The organism is Limosilactobacillus pontis DSM 8475, assembly GCF_001435345.1.
Classification (GTDB): domain Bacteria; phylum Bacillota; class Bacilli; order Lactobacillales; family Lactobacillaceae; genus Limosilactobacillus; species Limosilactobacillus pontis.
In genome coordinates this window covers 1-16,741 of the sequence record NZ_AZGO01000053.1, presented here as the reverse complement: position 1 = coordinate 16,741, position 16,741 = coordinate 1, and the positions used below count along the sequence as shown (strand labels likewise).

Sequence of the window (16,741 nt, the reverse complement as noted above, 5' to 3'; positions counted from 1 at the left end):
ATGATAGCAGATTTCATTGTGGTAAGATTATTTTTAAAAGAAGGGAGTGAAAAGATGTGCAGGAGAAATGGCCTCGTCAGCCGTTAATCATTATGCCCAACCTGCCCCTGGCCTGGCTTGCTGGCTACTGGGTCGTCGTCACCATGCTGCGGGGGTGCGGGCTTACTGTTGTCCGGCCGACCGGTGATCAGGTAGAACTGGCCCTGATGATGGCGGTAGTCTGGATCGTGGCGAGCGGCGCCAACCAACTTCTGATTTACCAGAATGCACCGTTGACTGCGGCCAACCGTTACAAGGACCTGGCGATGGTCAACGCTCTGGCCCTGATTTGCACGATCGTCCTCGCCTGGGGAAAACCAGCAGTGATCCTCTTTCCCCGCCAACTATCGTCGTTGACGGCCTTGATGCTGGCGCTGACCTTGTTGGTAGCCGGGATCGGTAACTACTTTGTTGTCGTGACCCGGGTGCGGCATGGTCGCCTGTCACTGTGGCTGGGGAGCGGGGCCCTGGCCCTCTCGGCGGTGGCGGCCCCGTTGCTGTTTGCTAGCAGTGACCGCCTTAGTTGGCTGTTGGCTGCTATTCTGGTGGCGCTGATTCAGGCCAGCGTCTGCTGGCAGCTGCCCCGCCTGTTGGCCGCGGTTCCTGCTCGGCGTAGCGGCCTCTATAACCTGTTGGTCGGCTTTGTGCTGGCGGCCCTGTTTGCCAGCTTCCTCCTGGGAGTGGCCACCATCGCCCAGCTCTGGATATGGGCCGTTTACAGCCGCCTGGCGATCTGCTGGGGGCTTTCCTGGCTGGCCATCGGTAGTGGAACCCTGGTGATTGCCGCCTGTCAACGCTACCAGAGCGACTTTCGCTATGGACATGCGACCGGGCATGAGAACTGGTTCGTGGCGGCCGGTGCCCTCTGCTGGGTGGTGGGCCAGGTCCTGGTGGTTATTTTACTTTAGAAAGGAGACGATGCCGATGAAAGCTGTTGTCGTAAATGAACTAGGCGGCCCGGAGAAACTGGTCTATACGACTGTCCCGACGCCGACCGTGAGACCTGGTTGGTCCCTGGTGAAGGTCAAGGGCTTCGGGATCAACCACTCGGAGATCTTCACCCGAAAGGGCCTGTCGCCCACGGTTAAGTTCCCGCGGATTCTGGGGATTGAGTGCGTGGGCGTGATCGCCGAGTCGACGGATCCCGCCCACTTACCGGTCGGCCAGCGAGTGGTCTCGATCATGGGTGAGATGGGTCGGGCGTTTGATGGCTCATATGCTGAGTACGTTCTGGTGCCCAATGACCAGGTTTACTCGGTGACTACCGATCTCGACTGGGCGACCCTGGCGACGGTCCCGGAGACCTATTACACCGCCTATGGTTCCATGCTGAACCTGCGCCTGACCCCGGACGACGATGTCCTCGTCCGCGGGGCCACGAGCGGGGGCGGGGTGGCCTTCCTCAACCTGGCTAAGGCCTGTTATTCGGGAATTCGAGTTGCCGCAACCACCAGGAGCCCGGCCAAGAAGTCCCTACTAGTCGACCAGGGTTTCGACGAGGTGATCGTGGACCACGAAGGCGAGCTCCAGACGGCTCGCAAGTTTACCAAGATCTTTGAGCTGATCGGCCCAGCTACGGTCAAGGATAGCTTCAAGCATACCGAAGCTGGCGGGATTGTCTGCTCCACTGGCGAGTTGGGCAACCAGTGGTACCTGCCGCAGTTCGACCCGATCATGGACATCGCGCCCAATGCCTACCTCACCAGCTTCTACTCGGGTAACGTTGATGGTACAAAGCTGAATCGAATGCTCCAACTGATTGAGGAAAAGCATGTAGCAGTCAAGCCAACCAGGATTTTTCGCCTGGACCAGGTGGCTGCTGCCCATGCCTTCTTGGAGGGGGCGGCATTCCTTCGGCAAGGTAATTGTCTTGTTGTAACGAAAAAGCGTCAAGCTAGCTTCTCGGCCAGCTTGGCGCTTAATTCGTTATTACAGGTTCTTGTCCATGATGAAGGTCAGCTTGGAGAGCTCGAGACCGTGCATGATCAGTTGGGCCATCAGGGCCTTGGTCCGCTTAGCCATCTCGGCGACCATCTTGTGGGATTCCGTACTCAGGAACTCACTGGCCTGTTTGTCATCCATTCCGGCGGCTTGCGGGGCGGTCTGGTTGACCCAGCGGTAGAGGTATTCCCGGGCATCTTTGAGGTAGTCCAGGTCCTCCTTGGCAAATTCGGCGTGGTGGGACTCGACGATCATTGACAGGGCCCGGTACATCCAGTAGGCACTCTTCAGGCTCATGTCGAGCTTCATTGGTGTCTCCCGATATGAAACGTCGATGTCATCCGCATTGCCGAAGAACGGCACGTATGGGGTGAAGGTTGGAACGCCAAAGCTCATCCACAGGATCGTGGAAGCGGCCTCGGGAAGGTCGGGACGAACCTGCAGGACGTGGGAGTTCTGGGTCCGGTTAAGCGAGATCGGCCGGAAGAGGTGCTTTTCTTCCTCGGTGCCGTGGCCCAGTGGATCATATGGGGTGCCCTGGTAGTGGCTACTGAGGACCTTTTCAACGTCCTCTAAGGCAATCTTGTGGTCGGTCCGCATGATGAATGGCAGGTCGAAGTCCAGTGGATCCTGGTCAACGCCAGGGTTGAGCAGCTTGTGGCCGAACCATTGCCGTGGCGTGTTGTAGTGCTGGTCAAAGACGTCGGCCGTGCCGAAGATGTGGCGGAAGTTCCAGCCATGCTTGTCCGGGTTGAGGTGGTTGCTTTCGACGAACTCCCGGATCCCTTCGGACCACATAAAGTTGTCGGTGTCGTCAAAGTCGACCTGTTGGATGGCAATCCGGTTCCCGGTGACCGCGTAGGCGTCGTCGGGGATCCGTTCGGCAACCCAGTGGTGACCGGTGACAATTTCCATATACCAGATATCATTCTTGTCGGAGAAGATGACCCCGTTCCCTTCGGCGGAACCGTACTTCTTGATCAGCCCACCAAGGTAGGTAACCCCATCCTTGGCGCTGTCGATGAAGGGCAGGGTGGCAGCAACGATCAGGTCCTCGTTGATCCCACTCTCCGTGTTCAGCGGGTCACAGGAGAGAACGCGCTCGTTGGCATAGACGCTCTCCGTGGCGCTCATGCCGACGTTTTTCTCGTTGAAGCCACTCTCGTCGAAGATCCCCTGGTGAACGTAGTCGATGTTTGGCGTTCCCTGGTAGCGGTAGCCATCGGCGGGACGGTCAACCACGCACTTGTTCAGGTAGGCCTTCACCTGGTTGGGGTGATTGTGGTAGGCCGGGTAGGCAACCAGCTTCATCGGGTTTAGGGGACCAAAGGTATCGTCGTTGCGGGCGGCCATGGTGGAACCATCGATGGTGGCATCCTTACCAACTAACACCGTCGTGCAGGCAGACAGGTTTTTCTTCATTTCGTCAGAACCTTTCTCAAAATCTAAGTTACAAATTACATTTTAGGCGTCTATTAATTGACGGTCAATTGAATTACTTCTGTTCCAGGTCGGCAAACTCGGCGTGAACTAGCTTGGCCAGGTCTTCGGCATTGACCCGTACAGACCGGCCGATCTTGCCGGAGGAAACGTAGATGTCCCCCTGCTGTCGGGCGGCATTGTCAATGAAGATCGGGTAATGGTGCTTTTCGTAGATACCGACCGGGGTGTTGGCGCCGTGGACGTAGCCGGTCGTCTTCAGCAGTTTCTTGAGGGGGACCATCTCGACCTTCTTATTGCCGGAGACCTTGGCCAGGGCCTTCTCGTCCAGATGGCTGTCGATCGGCACGACGCCGACCAGTGGTCCGGTGGTCGGCCCGGAGAGGACCAGGGTCTTGTAGATGTTATGCTCGTCGATGCCGGTGTGGTCGACGGTCATTGTCCGTACGTCCCCGTCCTGATGAGTCGGGAACTCCTTTTGTTCATAAGCAATGTGGTTCTTGTCCAGGATTTGTTCCACCTGGGTCTTCTTCAGCTTGCTCTTCTTGTTCTTCTTACTCATTGCGGTTCTGCATCCTTTCATTTCTGGAACGGACCAATTTTTAACGATAAGGTACCAATTATGGCAGGTTCTGTTATACTGGGAAGTGAAGTTAATCGTAAAAATTAATCTATTGGTCCGAGGAGTTAATTACATGGCAGATTTAGTATATCGCTCCGTGATGCGTGATATAAAACAAAAAATCCTAAAAAATCAGTATCCGGGGATGCGCCTGCCCGATGAGCGCACCCTCAGCGATGACTACGGGGTCAGCCGCAGCTCGATCAAGCGGGCGCTTGGGGTGCTGGCTCAGCAGGGGATTATCTTCAAGAAACGCGGGTCGGGAACCTTCATTAACCCCCTCTACCTGAAGAACCAGTCGCTCTTCCATTACGAGGGGAGCAACCTGGGGGTCACCGACAGCTTCCAGCTTGACGGCAAGAAGCAGAGCATCAAACTGCTCGACTACCAGGTGGTGCCCGCCAACCCCGACGTTCAAGAGGAACTCTTCCTTAATGATAATGATTTTGTCTACCAAATCAAACGGCTGCGGCTGATCGACCAGCAGCCTTTCATGATCGAGACCGGCTTCATCCCGATCAAGATCCTGCCGACCCTATCGCCGGCAATCGTCGACAACTCGATCTTCAACTACCTGGAGGAGAGCAAGGGCAAGCGGGTCACCAAGTCCTTCATGACAATCAGTGTTGCCCCCTCCAGTGCCGACGACCAGCTCCTACTCGACCTACAGGCCACCGAGCCGGTTGGTTTAATGGGTGGGGTCTTCTTCCTCGACGACGGGACGCCGTTTGAGGTCTCCAACATGCGAATTCACTACCGCTACATGAAGTACAGCACCTTCGTCAATCTGGACCAGGAGCGGTAAAGCAAATAACGGGCACGCGGCCTTTCATTTAATGAAGGAGCGCGTGCCCGTTTTGTAACTCAACCGTTGGCCAGGTGGCGGTGAATCCCCAGCAAGTCCTTGATCCCGACCCAGAGCAGGTGGAAACCAAACGCTGACAGGAAGGCCAGGCCAACCGTTAGCACGACCAATAATGGGAAGCGGATCATGAGTGGCCAGTGCAGCGGGGCCAGCAGCCGCCAGCACCAGTAGAGCCAGAAGACGTGGGAGAGGTAGGCCCGGTGTGCGTAGAGGGCAACCCAGTGAACCAGCGGTAGCCACTGGTTACGGTACTTCTGCATGTAGAGGGCGAAGGTAGTAATTAGCCCAATGGTGGCGAGGTTGTAGAAAATCATCGACGGCAGGTAGTAAGGAGCGTTGGTGAGCCGGACCGGGGTCCCGTAGCTGAAGAAATTTAAGGTCACGTAGTAGAAAAGGGCCAGCCAGAGGATGATCTGGCTCAGCCAGTGGTGCTTGAGAAAGTGCGTCAGCGTCGGGGAGCACTGCCAGAGAACGGTTCCGGTGACGGCAAAGATCAGGAAGCTGGGGAATACCCGGTCGAGCAGGTACCAACGCTGGGCTTTTGGCCCGTGGAAGACCTGAAGTGCGTAGACCAGGTGCCAGCTGAGCTCGAAGACTAGGGCAAGGGCGAAGACAGCCAGGCCGCGGCTCCAGCGGTGGTCAATCCAGCGGGCCAGAGTCCAGAAGAGGGGCATGATGATAATGAACTGGAGCATCATCACGTTGTACCAGAGGTGGGGCGCCGCGTTGCCGTTGACGAACTGCCAGGCAAATTCCGCCCAGTTGTGGTAGTGGCCGTGCTGTTGGAGCTGGGGGACAAAGATTAGGTAGACCGCCGTCCACAGGATCGAGGGGACGAAGAGGACGTGCCAGCGATTGCGCATGAAACCGGGGTAGTTGTGCCAACTCGCTTCCGGGTGGGTCCGGATTGTCGAGAAGAGAATCCCGAAGATGAAGGCGGAAGCACTAAACTTGGCTAGCTCATAGAAACCACCGAGGAAGAACTGCTGGCCGATTGCCAGTCGGCTGCTCATCAAAAAGGTGATCACCGATTGAATCATCACCGTGGTGACGGCGAACATCTTCGCAAAGTCGCCGATATCGGCTTGGCTGTTGGCCCCTAAATGATCCAAAATAATGACTTCCTTTCCAAAAGATTTTCAACATTCCTATTATAGGATATTCACCAATGAAGGGAATAGGAGAGGCTTATTTCACCGTCAGTCCGGTTATGTTTATGAAGATCTTGCGGAGAAAATCTTAAGGAAACTAAAAGTTTGGAAATTGGACCGTATCAATTTTCAAAAAGGTTGACTTTAAACAAAAAGGGTTTATCATAAAGAATGTAAATTGAATGATTTACGTTAGTTGTTTGAATTACACGAACGTATTTATTTATTCAGAAGGAGTGTATTTTTGATGGCAGTAGATTACGATTCCAAGCAATACTTGGAAAGTGTTGACGCTTACTGGCGTGCCGCTAACTACCTGAGTGCAGGTACCCTGTTCTTAATGAACGACCCGCTGTTACGTCGGCCATTGAAGGCTGAAGACGTTAAGCCAAAGCCAATTGGTCACTGGGGTACGATTGCCCCACAAAACTTCATTTACGCCCACTTAAACCGGGTTATCAAGAAGTACGGTCTGGACATGTTCTACATCGAAGGTTCCGGTCACGGTGGCCAAGTTATGATGAACAACTCTTACCTGGACGGTTCATACACTGAAATTTACCCTGAATTTACTCAGGATGAAGCAGGTATGGCTAAGCTGTTCAAGCACTTCAGTTTCCCAGGTGGGACTGCTTCACACGCCGCACCAGAAGTTCCTGGTTCAATCCACGAAGGTGGGGAATTAGGTTACTCCCTTTCCCACGGTGTTGGTGCGATCTTAGATAACCCAGACGTTATCGCTGCTGTTGAAATCGGTGATGGTGAAGCTGAAACCGGCCCACTGGCTGCTTCATGGTTCTCAGACAAGTTCATCAACCCAATCAAGGATGGTGCCGTATTACCAATCATCCAAATCAACGGTTTCAAGATTTCTAACCCAACGATCCTTTCACGGATGAGCGACGAAGAACTTACTAAGTACTTCGAAGGAATGGGCTGGAAGCCATACTTCGTTTCTGCATACAAGGACGCTGACCGTGGTGGCGAATTCGACGGTTACAAGGACCACATGCAGATTCACGAAGAAATGGCTAAGATCATGGACAAGGCCATCGAAGACATCAAGGCAATCCAAAAGAACGCCCGTGAAAACAACGATGACTCCTTGCCACAATGGCCAATGATCATCTTCCGGGTTCCAAAGGGCTGGACTGGTCCAAAGAAGGACTTGGATGGTAACCCAATTGAAAACTCATTCCGTGCTCACCAGATTCCTATTCCGGTATCACAAGATGACATGGAACACAAGGACATGCTTGTTGACTGGATGAAGTCCTACAAGCCAGAAGAACTGTTCGACGAAAACGGTCACCCAGTTCCGCTGGTTGAAGAAAACACGCCAGATGGCGACAAGCGGATGGCTATGAACCCAATCACCAATGGTGGTAAGGATCCTAAGCCGCTGATCCTGCCTAACTACCGTGACTTCGCTGTTGATGTTCAAAAGCCAGGTACGGTTGTAAAGCAAGACATGCTTGAATGGGGTAAGTACCTCAGCAAGATGGCAGAACTGAACCCAGAAACCTTCCGTGGCTTTGGCCCTGACGAATCCAAGTCTAACCGTCTTTACGCTCTGTTGGACAACGACAAGCGTCAATGGATGGAAGGCATCCACGAACCAAACGACGAAGACCTCGCTCGTTCCGGTCGTGTGATCGACTCACAATTGTCCGAACACCAGGCTGAAGGTTTCCTTGAAGGTTACACCCTGACTGGTCGTCACGGCTTCTTCGCAACCTACGAATCATTCGGTCGTGTTGTTGACTCCATGCTGACTCAACACATGAAGTGGTTACGGAAGGCTAAGGACCTCTACTGGCGTAAGCAATACCCAGCACTGAACTTCGTTGATACTTCAACGGTATTCCAACAAGACCACAACGGTTACACTCACCAAGATCCAGGTCTGCTGACTCACATGTTCGAAAAGGAACGTCCAGACCTCGTCAAGGAATACCTGCCAGCTGATACTAACTCACTGTTGGCTGTTTCCAACAAGGCCTTCAACGGCCAAGAATGCATCAACATCTTTGTAACTTCCAAGCACCCACGTGCACAATGGTTCTCCATTGACGAAGCTACTGAACTGGTTGGCAATGGTCTTGGTTACATCGACTGGGCTTCTACTGACCAAGGTAGCGAACCAGATGTTGTCTTCGCTTCCTCCGGTACTGAACCAACTGAAGAAGCACTTGCCGCTATCGACCTTCTTCACGACAACTTCCCTGAACTGAAGATCCGTTACATCAACATCGTGGAAATCATGAAGCTGATGAAGACCGACAAGAACCCAGAAGGCCTGACTGACGCTGAGTTCAACCGTTACTTCACGACCGACAAGCCAGTTATCTTTGCATGGCACGGTTTCCGTGACATGATCCAAGCTCTGTTCTTCGATCGTGCAAACCGCAACGTTCACATCCACTCATACGAAGAAAATGGTGATATCACCACGCCATTCGATATGCGTGTACTGAACGAGCTTGACCGCTTCCACCTTGCTAAGGACGCTATCCAAAGCGTACCTGGCTACGAACAGAAGAGTGCTGCCTTTGTTGCCAAGATGGACAACATGATCAACAAGCACAACCACTTCATCCGTTCAGAAGGTAAGGACTTACCAGAAGTTACTAACTGGACTTGGAAGGGTCTTAAGTAATCGACTGCTGATTACTGAATAACACTCATGAATAAAAAGGGCGCTAGCAATTTTGCTGGCGCTCTTTTTTGCGTAAAAAATGGGCCTTAACAGGACTAGTTCTGTTGCGGCTCATTATTTAGGTATAAGGTTATTTCTTCTTCGGAACGATGATCCGCTGCTCAAAGTAGTGGTGCTGGGCGCTGCGGTCGTTGTTAGCACCGGGGTAACGGGCCAGGATGATTTGTAAGTTTTGCAATCCAAGCTGGTGGCTCTTGCCGAGGGTGACGGTGTGGGCCAGGTTAGCGAGGTTCTCTAGGTTGACCTGGGCTTGGACGGTCGAGTTGTCGATGACGATGAACTGAGCGAACTGGTTCTCATAGAGGCTGAAAGCGAGGCGCTTGTCGTCGCTGAGTCGGGCGGCATGGATGGCGTTATCGAAGAGGATGGTGATGATTCGGATGGCGTCGACCTGCTGGAGGGTCTGGGTGAGCCGGATTGGGTCGGCGATCTCGACATCCATTCTGAGACCCTGGTCGAGGGCGGTCGAGATCTTGTCGAAGACCACTGCCTTGATACCGGGGTCTTTGATGTTCTTGAGCGGGCCGATGATTCCGGTTGGCACCTTGATATCACGTTGGGTAGCGTGGGTGAGGTGGTTCAGGGCCCGCTTGGCGTAGGCGATGTTGTCGGTCGCTAGGGCGCTGTTAAGGCTGTAGAGGATGTTCTGGTAGTCATGACGAAAACGCCGCAGGTCATCAGTCATCACCTCGAGTTGGCTGGTGTACCTGGCCAGGTTGGCAAGGCGGTATTCGGCCGCGTCGGCCCGATCGCGGTGGGCAAGGAAATGTCCGGTGATGCCCATCGCAAGGAGGACGAGCAGGAAGTAACCGCCGCCGATACCCAGGAAGGCCAGGCGGTGGCTGAGTGGGCTGGCCCCTGCCGGGAGAACCGGGAGTTGCATCAGTCGCCGGTTGTACTGGCTATAGTAGAACCAGTAGGAAAAGGGGAGAAAGGCTAGACTGAACAGCCACTTAGCGATCAGGTGGTTGTTTTGCAGGCAGGTCAGGTAACGCTTGAAGAAGGAACGGGTAAGACGGATTAGGATCAGAGAAGCCCCATAGCACAGCGGAATGGTAAGGTTGGTCAGGACGAAGTAGGCAGTATTCGAAGCCAGCAGTTGGAGTAGGAGAGGCAAAAGACTGACGACGATGACCTGACTGAAGTAGTAGACCAGCATGCTGTAGCTGAAACTGGCGACCAAGTCGGTGAGGGAACAGGTGCTATGGTTGACCAGGAAGTAGATTAGGGCGATGGCAATCACGATCCAGATCAGGTCGTTGATAAAGAAGTTGAAGGGCAAGAAGAAGGCTCCAACAGCGATGATTAGGTAGAGGCAAAGGGGGAGACGGCGTGACTGGAGGTGCTTATAGGTGCCGCGGGTAGAAGACGCAGATCTTGATGGCCCAAATGAGTAGGAAGCTCAGCGACGGGGTCAGCGTGAATGGGTTGATCAAGTTAAAATAGGTCATGGTAAAACAGCTTTCTCAAGGAATTCATTGTATACTTACTTTATACATTATATTGAGGAGAAATAACAGTGAAGGATAACAGTGAAGGATAACAAGCTCAGTATCACCTGCCCAAATTGTGGCAAGCTCAACGTGATCGGCAGTCCACGGTGCAGCAACAGTGGTCACCCCCTACCAAATTCAAACCAGTGGGGGCCGCCGCAGCACCAGCGAATCCCAAAGCGGCTGGTCGGTATCACCTTGACCGTGGCCGCTGTTTTGGCAATGATCCTCCTCTGGACCATCATCCAACACAACCAGGCTCTGTCCTATGCGACCTTCTTGAACTCCGCTCCCCAGAAGGTCATCCTGTATAACGCCCGGCATCGTCCCGTCAAGACGGTCTATCTGATTGGTGACCAGCGTAAGAAAACCACCACCGGGATTCAGGGAACCCTGGTGGTGGCTAATAAGGTTCGGCCCGATAGCGACTACCGCAACCTGCGGCCGGTGCGCTACACCGATAGTCGGTCGGCGGGGATGGTTGTAATTGAAACTAAACCGACGATGCGCTTTTACTACCCCGAGCGAACCGGAAAGCTGACCTATAATGGCCGCTGTACGGTGGCCGGTCACCCGGACGTGCGCTACTTTAGCTGGCAGAACATCAGTGGGGGCGTGACTAAATGATTTTCAGGGATTGTTCATTCTCCTTGAGCCGGGTGAGGATGGCCTTGGTCCGCAGCCGGGAGAATGGGTAGGCCTGGTCGTTGTTCTTCAGGTAGAGGACGTGGTGCTGGAGGTTGATTGACACGACCTTCAGCGGGTTGATTAGGTAGTGCCGGTGCGTCCGGAAGAGAACAGGAAAGGTCTTCTCTAATTCGTTGAGGGTGGCGTTGATCGTAATCACCTGGTTATCGGTCGTGTACAGCATTGACTGGTGTGAATTGGCCGGGTTGGGTTCGAAGTAATAGATGTTATCTAGTGCCTCCTTCAGGTAGCCGGCCCCGGTCTTTAAAACCAACTGCTGGCCGGTGTGTTGGTGGTTACGCTGAGTGATAAGTGCGAGGTCATCCTTGAGCTGGGTAGGGATGTTGTCGCGATCCTTGGCGATGAAGTCCAATGCCGCACTCTTGAACTTGTAGGTGGTCGGCAGGAATTCGTCGTGGACGGTAATAAAAATAATCGTAGCAAAGGGATCATGTTGCCGAATTTGCTGGCTGGCTTGGCGGCCAGCTTTTTTGTTACCTGAAATCTTAATGTCGAGGAGGAAGACATTATCGACGCTGGGGTCCGGCAGGCTCGACAGCAGTTTGTTGACCTCGGTAAAGGAATTAATGTTTAGATCGGGTATCCCCAGTTCCGTCTGAATTTTACGGAGGGTCTGGTCAAGGTAACGCTGCTCAATCCATTCGTCTTCCAGAATAAAAACGTTCATCACTTATCGCTCCTTAGGCTTTCTTCATTAACAATGATAATGTGATTGGCGGCAAATCACCAATGATTCCGATTGCCCGACCACATTTTACGTCATTAGCTGAAGAAATCGTCACTTGGCTGAAAAAGGTCCCCGTAAACTGGGATCAGGCGGCGGGGGAAACTATGCTATAATTAGCAATTGCTGATATTTTACGTAGAGGAGAAAGATTGGAATGAATTCACTAAAAACAGCGTGTAAGACCTACCTAACGATTGGGTCTTTGATCTTTGGGATGATTTTTGGGGCCGGGAACCTGGTCTTCCCGGTGCATCTTGGTCAGCTGGCCGGGCACAACTGGCTGCCTGCAGCGGTTGGCTTCATTGTTTCGGGGGTGTTTTTGCCGCTCTTTGCCCTGCTGGCGATCAGCATCACTCGTTCACGGGGCCTCTTTGAGCTGGCCCTGCCGGTGGGACCCTTGTTTGCCCTGATCTTCTTAGTGCTGGTCCACGCCACGATCGGGCCGCTGTGTGCCACGCCGCGTTCGGCGACGGTGCCGTACGCAATTGGGGTGGCTCCCTACCTCAGTGCGGGGATGCATCCCTGGGGGTTAGCTATCTACACCGGCCTGTTTTTCCTGTTGGTCTACTTCTTCGCGACGCGGGAGGGCAAGATCACCGAGATCATCGGTAAGGTCCTTAACCCGGTTTTTTTGGTGATGCTCTTCATCATCTTCTTTCTGGCCTTCATCCGGCCGATGGGGAGCCTGCGCGCGCCGCAGCCGACACATGACTACCTGCAACACGCCTTCGCCAGTGGTTTCCTGCAGGGCTACAACACGATGGATGCCCTGGCGATGCTGATCTTTGGGGTGACGATCATCGCCGCTGTCCAACAGATGGGTTTCAAGCGTGGTCAGCAGACCTCCCTGGCAACGGTCAAGGGGGGAATGATTGGGATCGCTGGGGTCGGCATCATGTACCTGGGCCTGATTTACCTGGGGACGACCAGCCGAAACCACTTTGCGGTCGCCGCCAACGGGGGAACGACCCTCAACCAGGTCGCCCATTACTACATGGGGGACTTCGGAAACGCCCTCCTGCTGACCCTGGCGACGATCACCTGCATGACGACGGCGATGGGGCTGGTGATCGCCTTCTCCCAGGACTTTCATGATCGCTTCCCGAAGGTTTCTTATAAGGCCTTTCTGCGTATGAACTGCTTCTTATCCTTCATCATTGCCAACCTGGGACTGGACAAGATTGTCACCTGGTCGACACCGATTTTGATGCTCCTGTACCCACTGGCGATCGTTCTCATCATACTGGGGATGCTGTCGCCGTTGTTTGCCAACGCGGCGATTGTCTACCGCCTGGGCCTGCTGTTCACCTTCGTTCCAGCGGTTCTGGACATGGTCAACGCCTTCCCACCGGTGCTGCGGCAGTTGAATATTAGTCAGACCCTGATCAAATACGCTAGTCATATTCCCCTCTACCAGTTGGGGCTTGGCTGGCTACCCTTTGCCATCGTCGGAGTGGCCTGTGGTCTGTTGGTCTGGCGCCTACGCCGTGATCGGCCAGTGGAGTAGTGTATAATGTAGGTATTAAAATGTGGTAAGGAAGTGTGCACGATGGCTCGACAGTATCTGAGTATTGACGTTGGCGGTACCGCGGTGAAGAGTGCCCGGATTGATCATTCCGGCAACATTATTGTCCGCCGCCGTGCTGTCACGCCCCGTGACCAGGCTGCTTTTCTCCACCTGCTGACCACGATTATTGATCGGCAGCCGGGGGTGGCGGCGATCTGCGTCAGTGTTCCTGGAATCGTTAATCCACACACTGGGGCGGTTAAGTTTACCGGGGCCCTGGCCCTTTTGGGACAATTCCCCCTGGCGGCTTATCTGCGTCAGTATGCTGGCCTGCCGGTCTACGTCGGTAACGATGCTAACTGCGCGACCCTTGCTGAACTCTGGCTGGGTAACCTGACCGGCGTGGCCAACGGGGCGGTGATCACCCTGGGGACCTCAGTTGGCGGGGGCCTGGTCATTAATGGTCAGTTAGTCCACGGGCCTCACTTTCGGGCCGGTGAGCTTAGTGCAATCGTCAATAATTATGACCATGCTGCTCCCCACCAGGCGACGGTTGGTGCCAGTACCTCGGCTGTCAAGATGATCGCGACGGTGGCCACTGCATGTGACCTGCCGGATCCGACTGATGGCCGGCGGGCGTTTGAAGTCATTAACCGCCGACAGGCCCCGGCCTGGTCAATTTTTACGGCCTTCTGTCGGCGGGTGGCTGTTCTGATGGTCAACGTCCAGGCAGTGGTTGACCTTGAACGGATCCTGATCGGTGGTGGTATCAGTGCCCAGCCGATCCTGATCAGCGAGGTTCGGCGCCAGTTCCGCTTGCTCCAGGAGGGCGATCGCCGCCTTATGGATGATATTGCAATGCCAATGATCATGGCGGCCCGTTTCGGCAACGACGCTAACCTGCTGGGAGCCTTGTACGGGCTCTTGCTAAAAATTGAGGAGGAGGATCGCTGATCAGGTGGTCCGCCACAAATTAGAAGAACTGATTAAATGACAAATGACACTGGATAAATCTGCGGATTTATCCAGTGTCATTTTATTACTTTGGGTTCTTTTGATAGGGGAAGTGGGCCATCTCCGGCAGGCGATCCCACCGCACTGGGTAACCGGCACCGTGGGCACAGAAGACCGAGTTCGGGGTGTTGTCAAGGTCGGCCACCGGGTCGTAGTGGTGGGTTGCAATGACCTCTTCAGCGTTGTGACAGGGTTGGTAGCCGGCAACGACACATTCTAGCTGGCCCTGACCATGGCTGTAGTTACGGACCGTCTGGGCGTAGTCTTGCATCGTGGCTACCGGGGCGGCCCCGGTGATGATGGTGGCGCCACCAGTTTCCGTGCCGAGATGGAAGGTCCCGTTCATCTGCTGAATATCATTGATTGCCCGACCGACCTCTTCTTCGGGGATGGTCAGGCGGAAATGGTACCAGGGCTCTAGGAGCTGACATTTGCCCTGGGCGCAAAGTTCCATCAGCCCCTGGCGAACTGCCCGCCAGGTAGCCTCGCGGAAGTCGCCGCCGACCGAGTGTTTGATACTGCCGCGGCCACCGATTAGGGTGATCCGGGTATCGGTCAGCGGGGCACCAACCAGGACGCCCCGGTGCTCCTTGGCCCCCAGGCTAGTCATGATCTGCTGTTGCCAGTTGTGGTCGAACACGTCGGTTCGGCACTCGTTGGCAAAACGCAGACCACTCCCTGCTTGGCCGGGCTCCAGCAGGAGGTGAACCTCGGCGTAGTGGCGTAGCGGCTCGAAGTGGCCGACGCCTTCCACCGCCCCGGTGATCGTCTCTTGGTAGAGAATCTGACCCTGGTCAAAGGCAATGTTGAGTTGGAAACGATCGGCGAGTAGCTGCTGGAGAATCTCTAGCTGGACCTCACCCATCAGGTGAACGTGAATCTCCTGGAGGTGGGGTGACCAGGTGACCGCCAGTTGGGGATCCTCATCCTCCAGCTGACGGAGGGCCGTCAGGCAGGCGTGAATGTCATTGCCCCGGGGATCAACGGCGTAGCTCAGGACCGGCTGAAAGGCCGCCTGACCTTGGTCGCTTTCCACACCGAGGCCCTGACCGGGGAAAGTCGCATTCAGCCCAGTGACCGCACAGACATCACCCGCCGGCACGGATTGGACAACGTTGAACTTGCCCCCGTTGTAGTCGCGAATCTGGTTAACCTTCTGTCCGTCAAGCACTTCGGCCTTGGCCTGGAGCCTTCCCCCAGTGACCCGGAGCCAGGTCAGACGGTCACCCTTGTCGTGGGCGACCTTAAATACCCGGGCACCAAACTCCTGGTGGAGTGTGAACGGGGTGGTCCACTTGGCTAGGCCAGCCAGGAGTTCATCGACCCCGGTCAGCTTGAGAGCGGCACCGGCGTAACAGGGGAAGACCTTACGCTCACGGATTAGCCGCTGGATCGTGGCGGGGGTTAGACGGTCATCCTCCAGATACTCGGTCAGGGCATCCTCGTCCTGACTGGCAATGGTTTCAACCGCCTCCTCACTAAGGGGGTCATCAGACATTACGCAGCCCGGTGAGCAGGTCTTCTGCACCGCGGTCAGGATTGCCTGCGGGTCGGCGCCGACGCTATCCGTCTTATTGATGAAGATGAAGGTCGGCACGTGGTAGCGGGCCAGCAGCCGCCAGAGGGTCAGGGTAGACCCGGTCAGACCGTTCGTTGCATCGACCACCAGGACGGCGTAGTCAAGGACTTGCAGGACCTGCTCCGTCTGGGCCACAAAATCAATGTGACCCGGGGTGTCCAGAAGGGTAATCCTCAGGTCGTCGTAGTGGAGCTGGGCCTCGTGGGCAAAGATGGTGATCCCCCGTCTCTTTTCCAGCTGGTCGGGGTCAAGAAAGGCGTCACCGTTGTCGACCCGGCCGAGTTTCCGCCGAGCCCCCGTCCGGTAGAGCAGGGCCTCGGAAAGGGTAGTCTTGCCGGCATCAACGTGGGCCACGATACCCATCACGATTTTCTTCACCGCGTTAGCCTCCTTTTGCTACTTTGTAATCTGGACGACGAGGACGTCGCAGTGGGCGTTTCGGTTAACATAGTTGGTGACCGAACCGACCACGAAGCGTTCGAAGCCAGACAGGCCGGTTGTCCCAATGACGATCAGGTCGTTGTTGTGGTCCTTAGGAAATTCACGGGCGATGACACGCTTCGGATTGCCGAAGCGGATGTGGATGCTGACGTCACGAACACCGGCCTTCTCCGCCTGCACCTTGAGGTCATCCATCCGTTCCCGGGTGGTATGGACAGCGTCATAGGTATCTTCCTCGCTCAGGACGGCATTGCTGTAGCCATCGGTGATCTGGTCAACCTGGGTGACGGTCAGGATGTTGAGGCTGGCGTCGTTGCGAACAGCACTATCGATAGCCGCATCGAGGACCTGGCTCGTGGCCTTGGAACCGTCAATTGCGACCAGGATCTTGTGGTATTGGAAATCGTCTGTCATCTTCAAAACTCCTTACAATTTATGTATTTGGCAGATTGCAAGAAATAACTTGAACGAATTTAGTGACGTAGATTAAGCAAG

General features: G+C 54.8%; 13 protein-coding genes and 1 pseudogene. 7 read left to right on the top strand and 7 right to left on the bottom strand.

Translation table 11 applies throughout. The annotated features are described in order from the left end of the window. The first annotated feature begins 56 nt into the window (after positions 1-56). Together FD34_RS04665 and FD34_RS08415 are read left to right on the top strand one after the other, a co-directional pair. Positions 57-947: a hypothetical protein gene (locus FD34_RS04665; protein ID WP_152936777.1), complete on the top strand. Its 891-nt coding sequence runs from the start codon at positions 57-59 to the stop codon at positions 945-947. Between the two features lie 16 nt (positions 948-963). Further along, positions 964-1,918 (top strand): annotated as a pseudogene (locus tag FD34_RS08415) (zinc-binding alcohol dehydrogenase family protein). Positions 1,919-1,968: 50 nt separating this feature from the next. On the opposite strand, the gene FD34_RS04655 reads toward FD34_RS08415, so the two are convergent. Then, the gene (locus tag FD34_RS04655; protein ID WP_057807240.1) at positions 1,969-3,402 is read right to left on the bottom strand and encodes a C69 family dipeptidase; all 1,434 of its coding nucleotides are present in this window, start codon (positions 3,400-3,402) and stop codon (positions 1,969-1,971) included. 73 nt (positions 3,403-3,475) lie between these two features. Further along, the gene (gene ybaK / locus FD34_RS04650) at positions 3,476-3,982 is read right to left on the bottom strand and encodes a Cys-tRNA(Pro) deacylase (protein WP_057807238.1); all 507 of its coding nucleotides are present in this window, start codon (positions 3,980-3,982) and stop codon (positions 3,476-3,478) included. A 133-nt stretch (positions 3,983-4,115) separates the two neighbouring features. On the opposite strand from ybaK, the gene FD34_RS04645 reads away from it, so the two are divergent. After that, a complete protein-coding gene (locus FD34_RS04645; RefSeq protein WP_057807236.1) occupies positions 4,116-4,847 on the top strand; it encodes a GntR family transcriptional regulator in 732 nt (243 codons plus the stop codon). Positions 4,848-4,906: 59 nt separating this feature from the next. Here FD34_RS04645 and FD34_RS04640 read toward each other — a convergent pair whose 3' ends face one another. Beyond that, the gene (locus FD34_RS04640) at positions 4,907-6,019 is read right to left on the bottom strand and encodes an acyltransferase family protein (RefSeq protein WP_152936778.1); all 1,113 of its coding nucleotides are present in this window, start codon (positions 6,017-6,019) and stop codon (positions 4,907-4,909) included. Positions 6,020-6,305: 286 nt separating this feature from the next. Between FD34_RS04640 and FD34_RS04635 the strand changes: the two genes are divergently transcribed. After that, the gene (locus FD34_RS04635; RefSeq protein WP_057807235.1) at positions 6,306-8,717 is read left to right on the top strand and encodes a phosphoketolase family protein; all 2,412 of its coding nucleotides are present in this window, start codon (positions 6,306-6,308) and stop codon (positions 8,715-8,717) included. Between the two features lie 130 nt (positions 8,718-8,847). On the opposite strand, the gene FD34_RS04630 is transcribed toward FD34_RS04635, so the two are convergent. After that, complete coding sequence (locus FD34_RS04630; RefSeq protein ID WP_057807233.1) at positions 8,848-10,059, bottom strand: GHKL domain-containing protein; 1,212 nt, start codon at positions 10,057-10,059, stop codon at positions 8,848-8,850. Between the two features lie 250 nt (positions 10,060-10,309). Between FD34_RS04630 and FD34_RS04625 the strand changes: the two genes are divergently transcribed. Further along, complete coding sequence (locus FD34_RS04625; RefSeq protein WP_057807231.1) at positions 10,310-10,897, top strand: hypothetical protein; 588 nt, start codon at positions 10,310-10,312, stop codon at positions 10,895-10,897. Here FD34_RS04625 and FD34_RS04620 read toward each other — a convergent pair. Further along, positions 10,890-11,645: a LytR/AlgR family response regulator transcription factor gene (locus FD34_RS04620; RefSeq protein ID WP_057807229.1), complete on the bottom strand. Its 756-nt coding sequence runs from the start codon at positions 11,643-11,645 to the stop codon at positions 10,890-10,892. The genes FD34_RS04625 and FD34_RS04620 overlap by 8 nt on opposite strands. A gap of 214 nt (positions 11,646-11,859) precedes the next feature. On the opposite strand from FD34_RS04620, the gene brnQ reads away from it, so the two are divergent. Both brnQ and FD34_RS04610 read left to right on the top strand, forming a co-directional pair. Next, a complete protein-coding gene (gene brnQ, locus FD34_RS04615) occupies positions 11,860-13,212 on the top strand; it encodes a branched-chain amino acid transport system II carrier protein (protein ID WP_057807226.1) in 1,353 nt (450 codons plus the stop codon). A 42-nt stretch (positions 13,213-13,254) separates the two neighbouring features. Beyond that, on the top strand, positions 13,255-14,166 hold the full coding sequence (locus FD34_RS04610; protein WP_057807225.1) for an ROK family protein: 912 nt from the start codon (positions 13,255-13,257) through the stop codon (positions 14,164-14,166). Between the two features lie 85 nt (positions 14,167-14,251). Here FD34_RS04610 and FD34_RS04605 read toward each other — a convergent pair whose 3' ends face one another. Both FD34_RS04605 and FD34_RS04600 read right to left on the bottom strand, forming a co-directional pair. Next, a complete protein-coding gene (locus FD34_RS04605; RefSeq protein WP_057807223.1) occupies positions 14,252-16,183 on the bottom strand; it encodes an elongation factor G in 1,932 nt (643 codons plus the stop codon). A gap of 18 nt (positions 16,184-16,201) precedes the next feature. Continuing rightward, the gene (locus FD34_RS04600; RefSeq protein ID WP_057807221.1) at positions 16,202-16,660 is read right to left on the bottom strand and encodes a universal stress protein; all 459 of its coding nucleotides are present in this window, start codon (positions 16,658-16,660) and stop codon (positions 16,202-16,204) included. Positions 16,661-16,741: the final 81 nt, after the last annotated feature.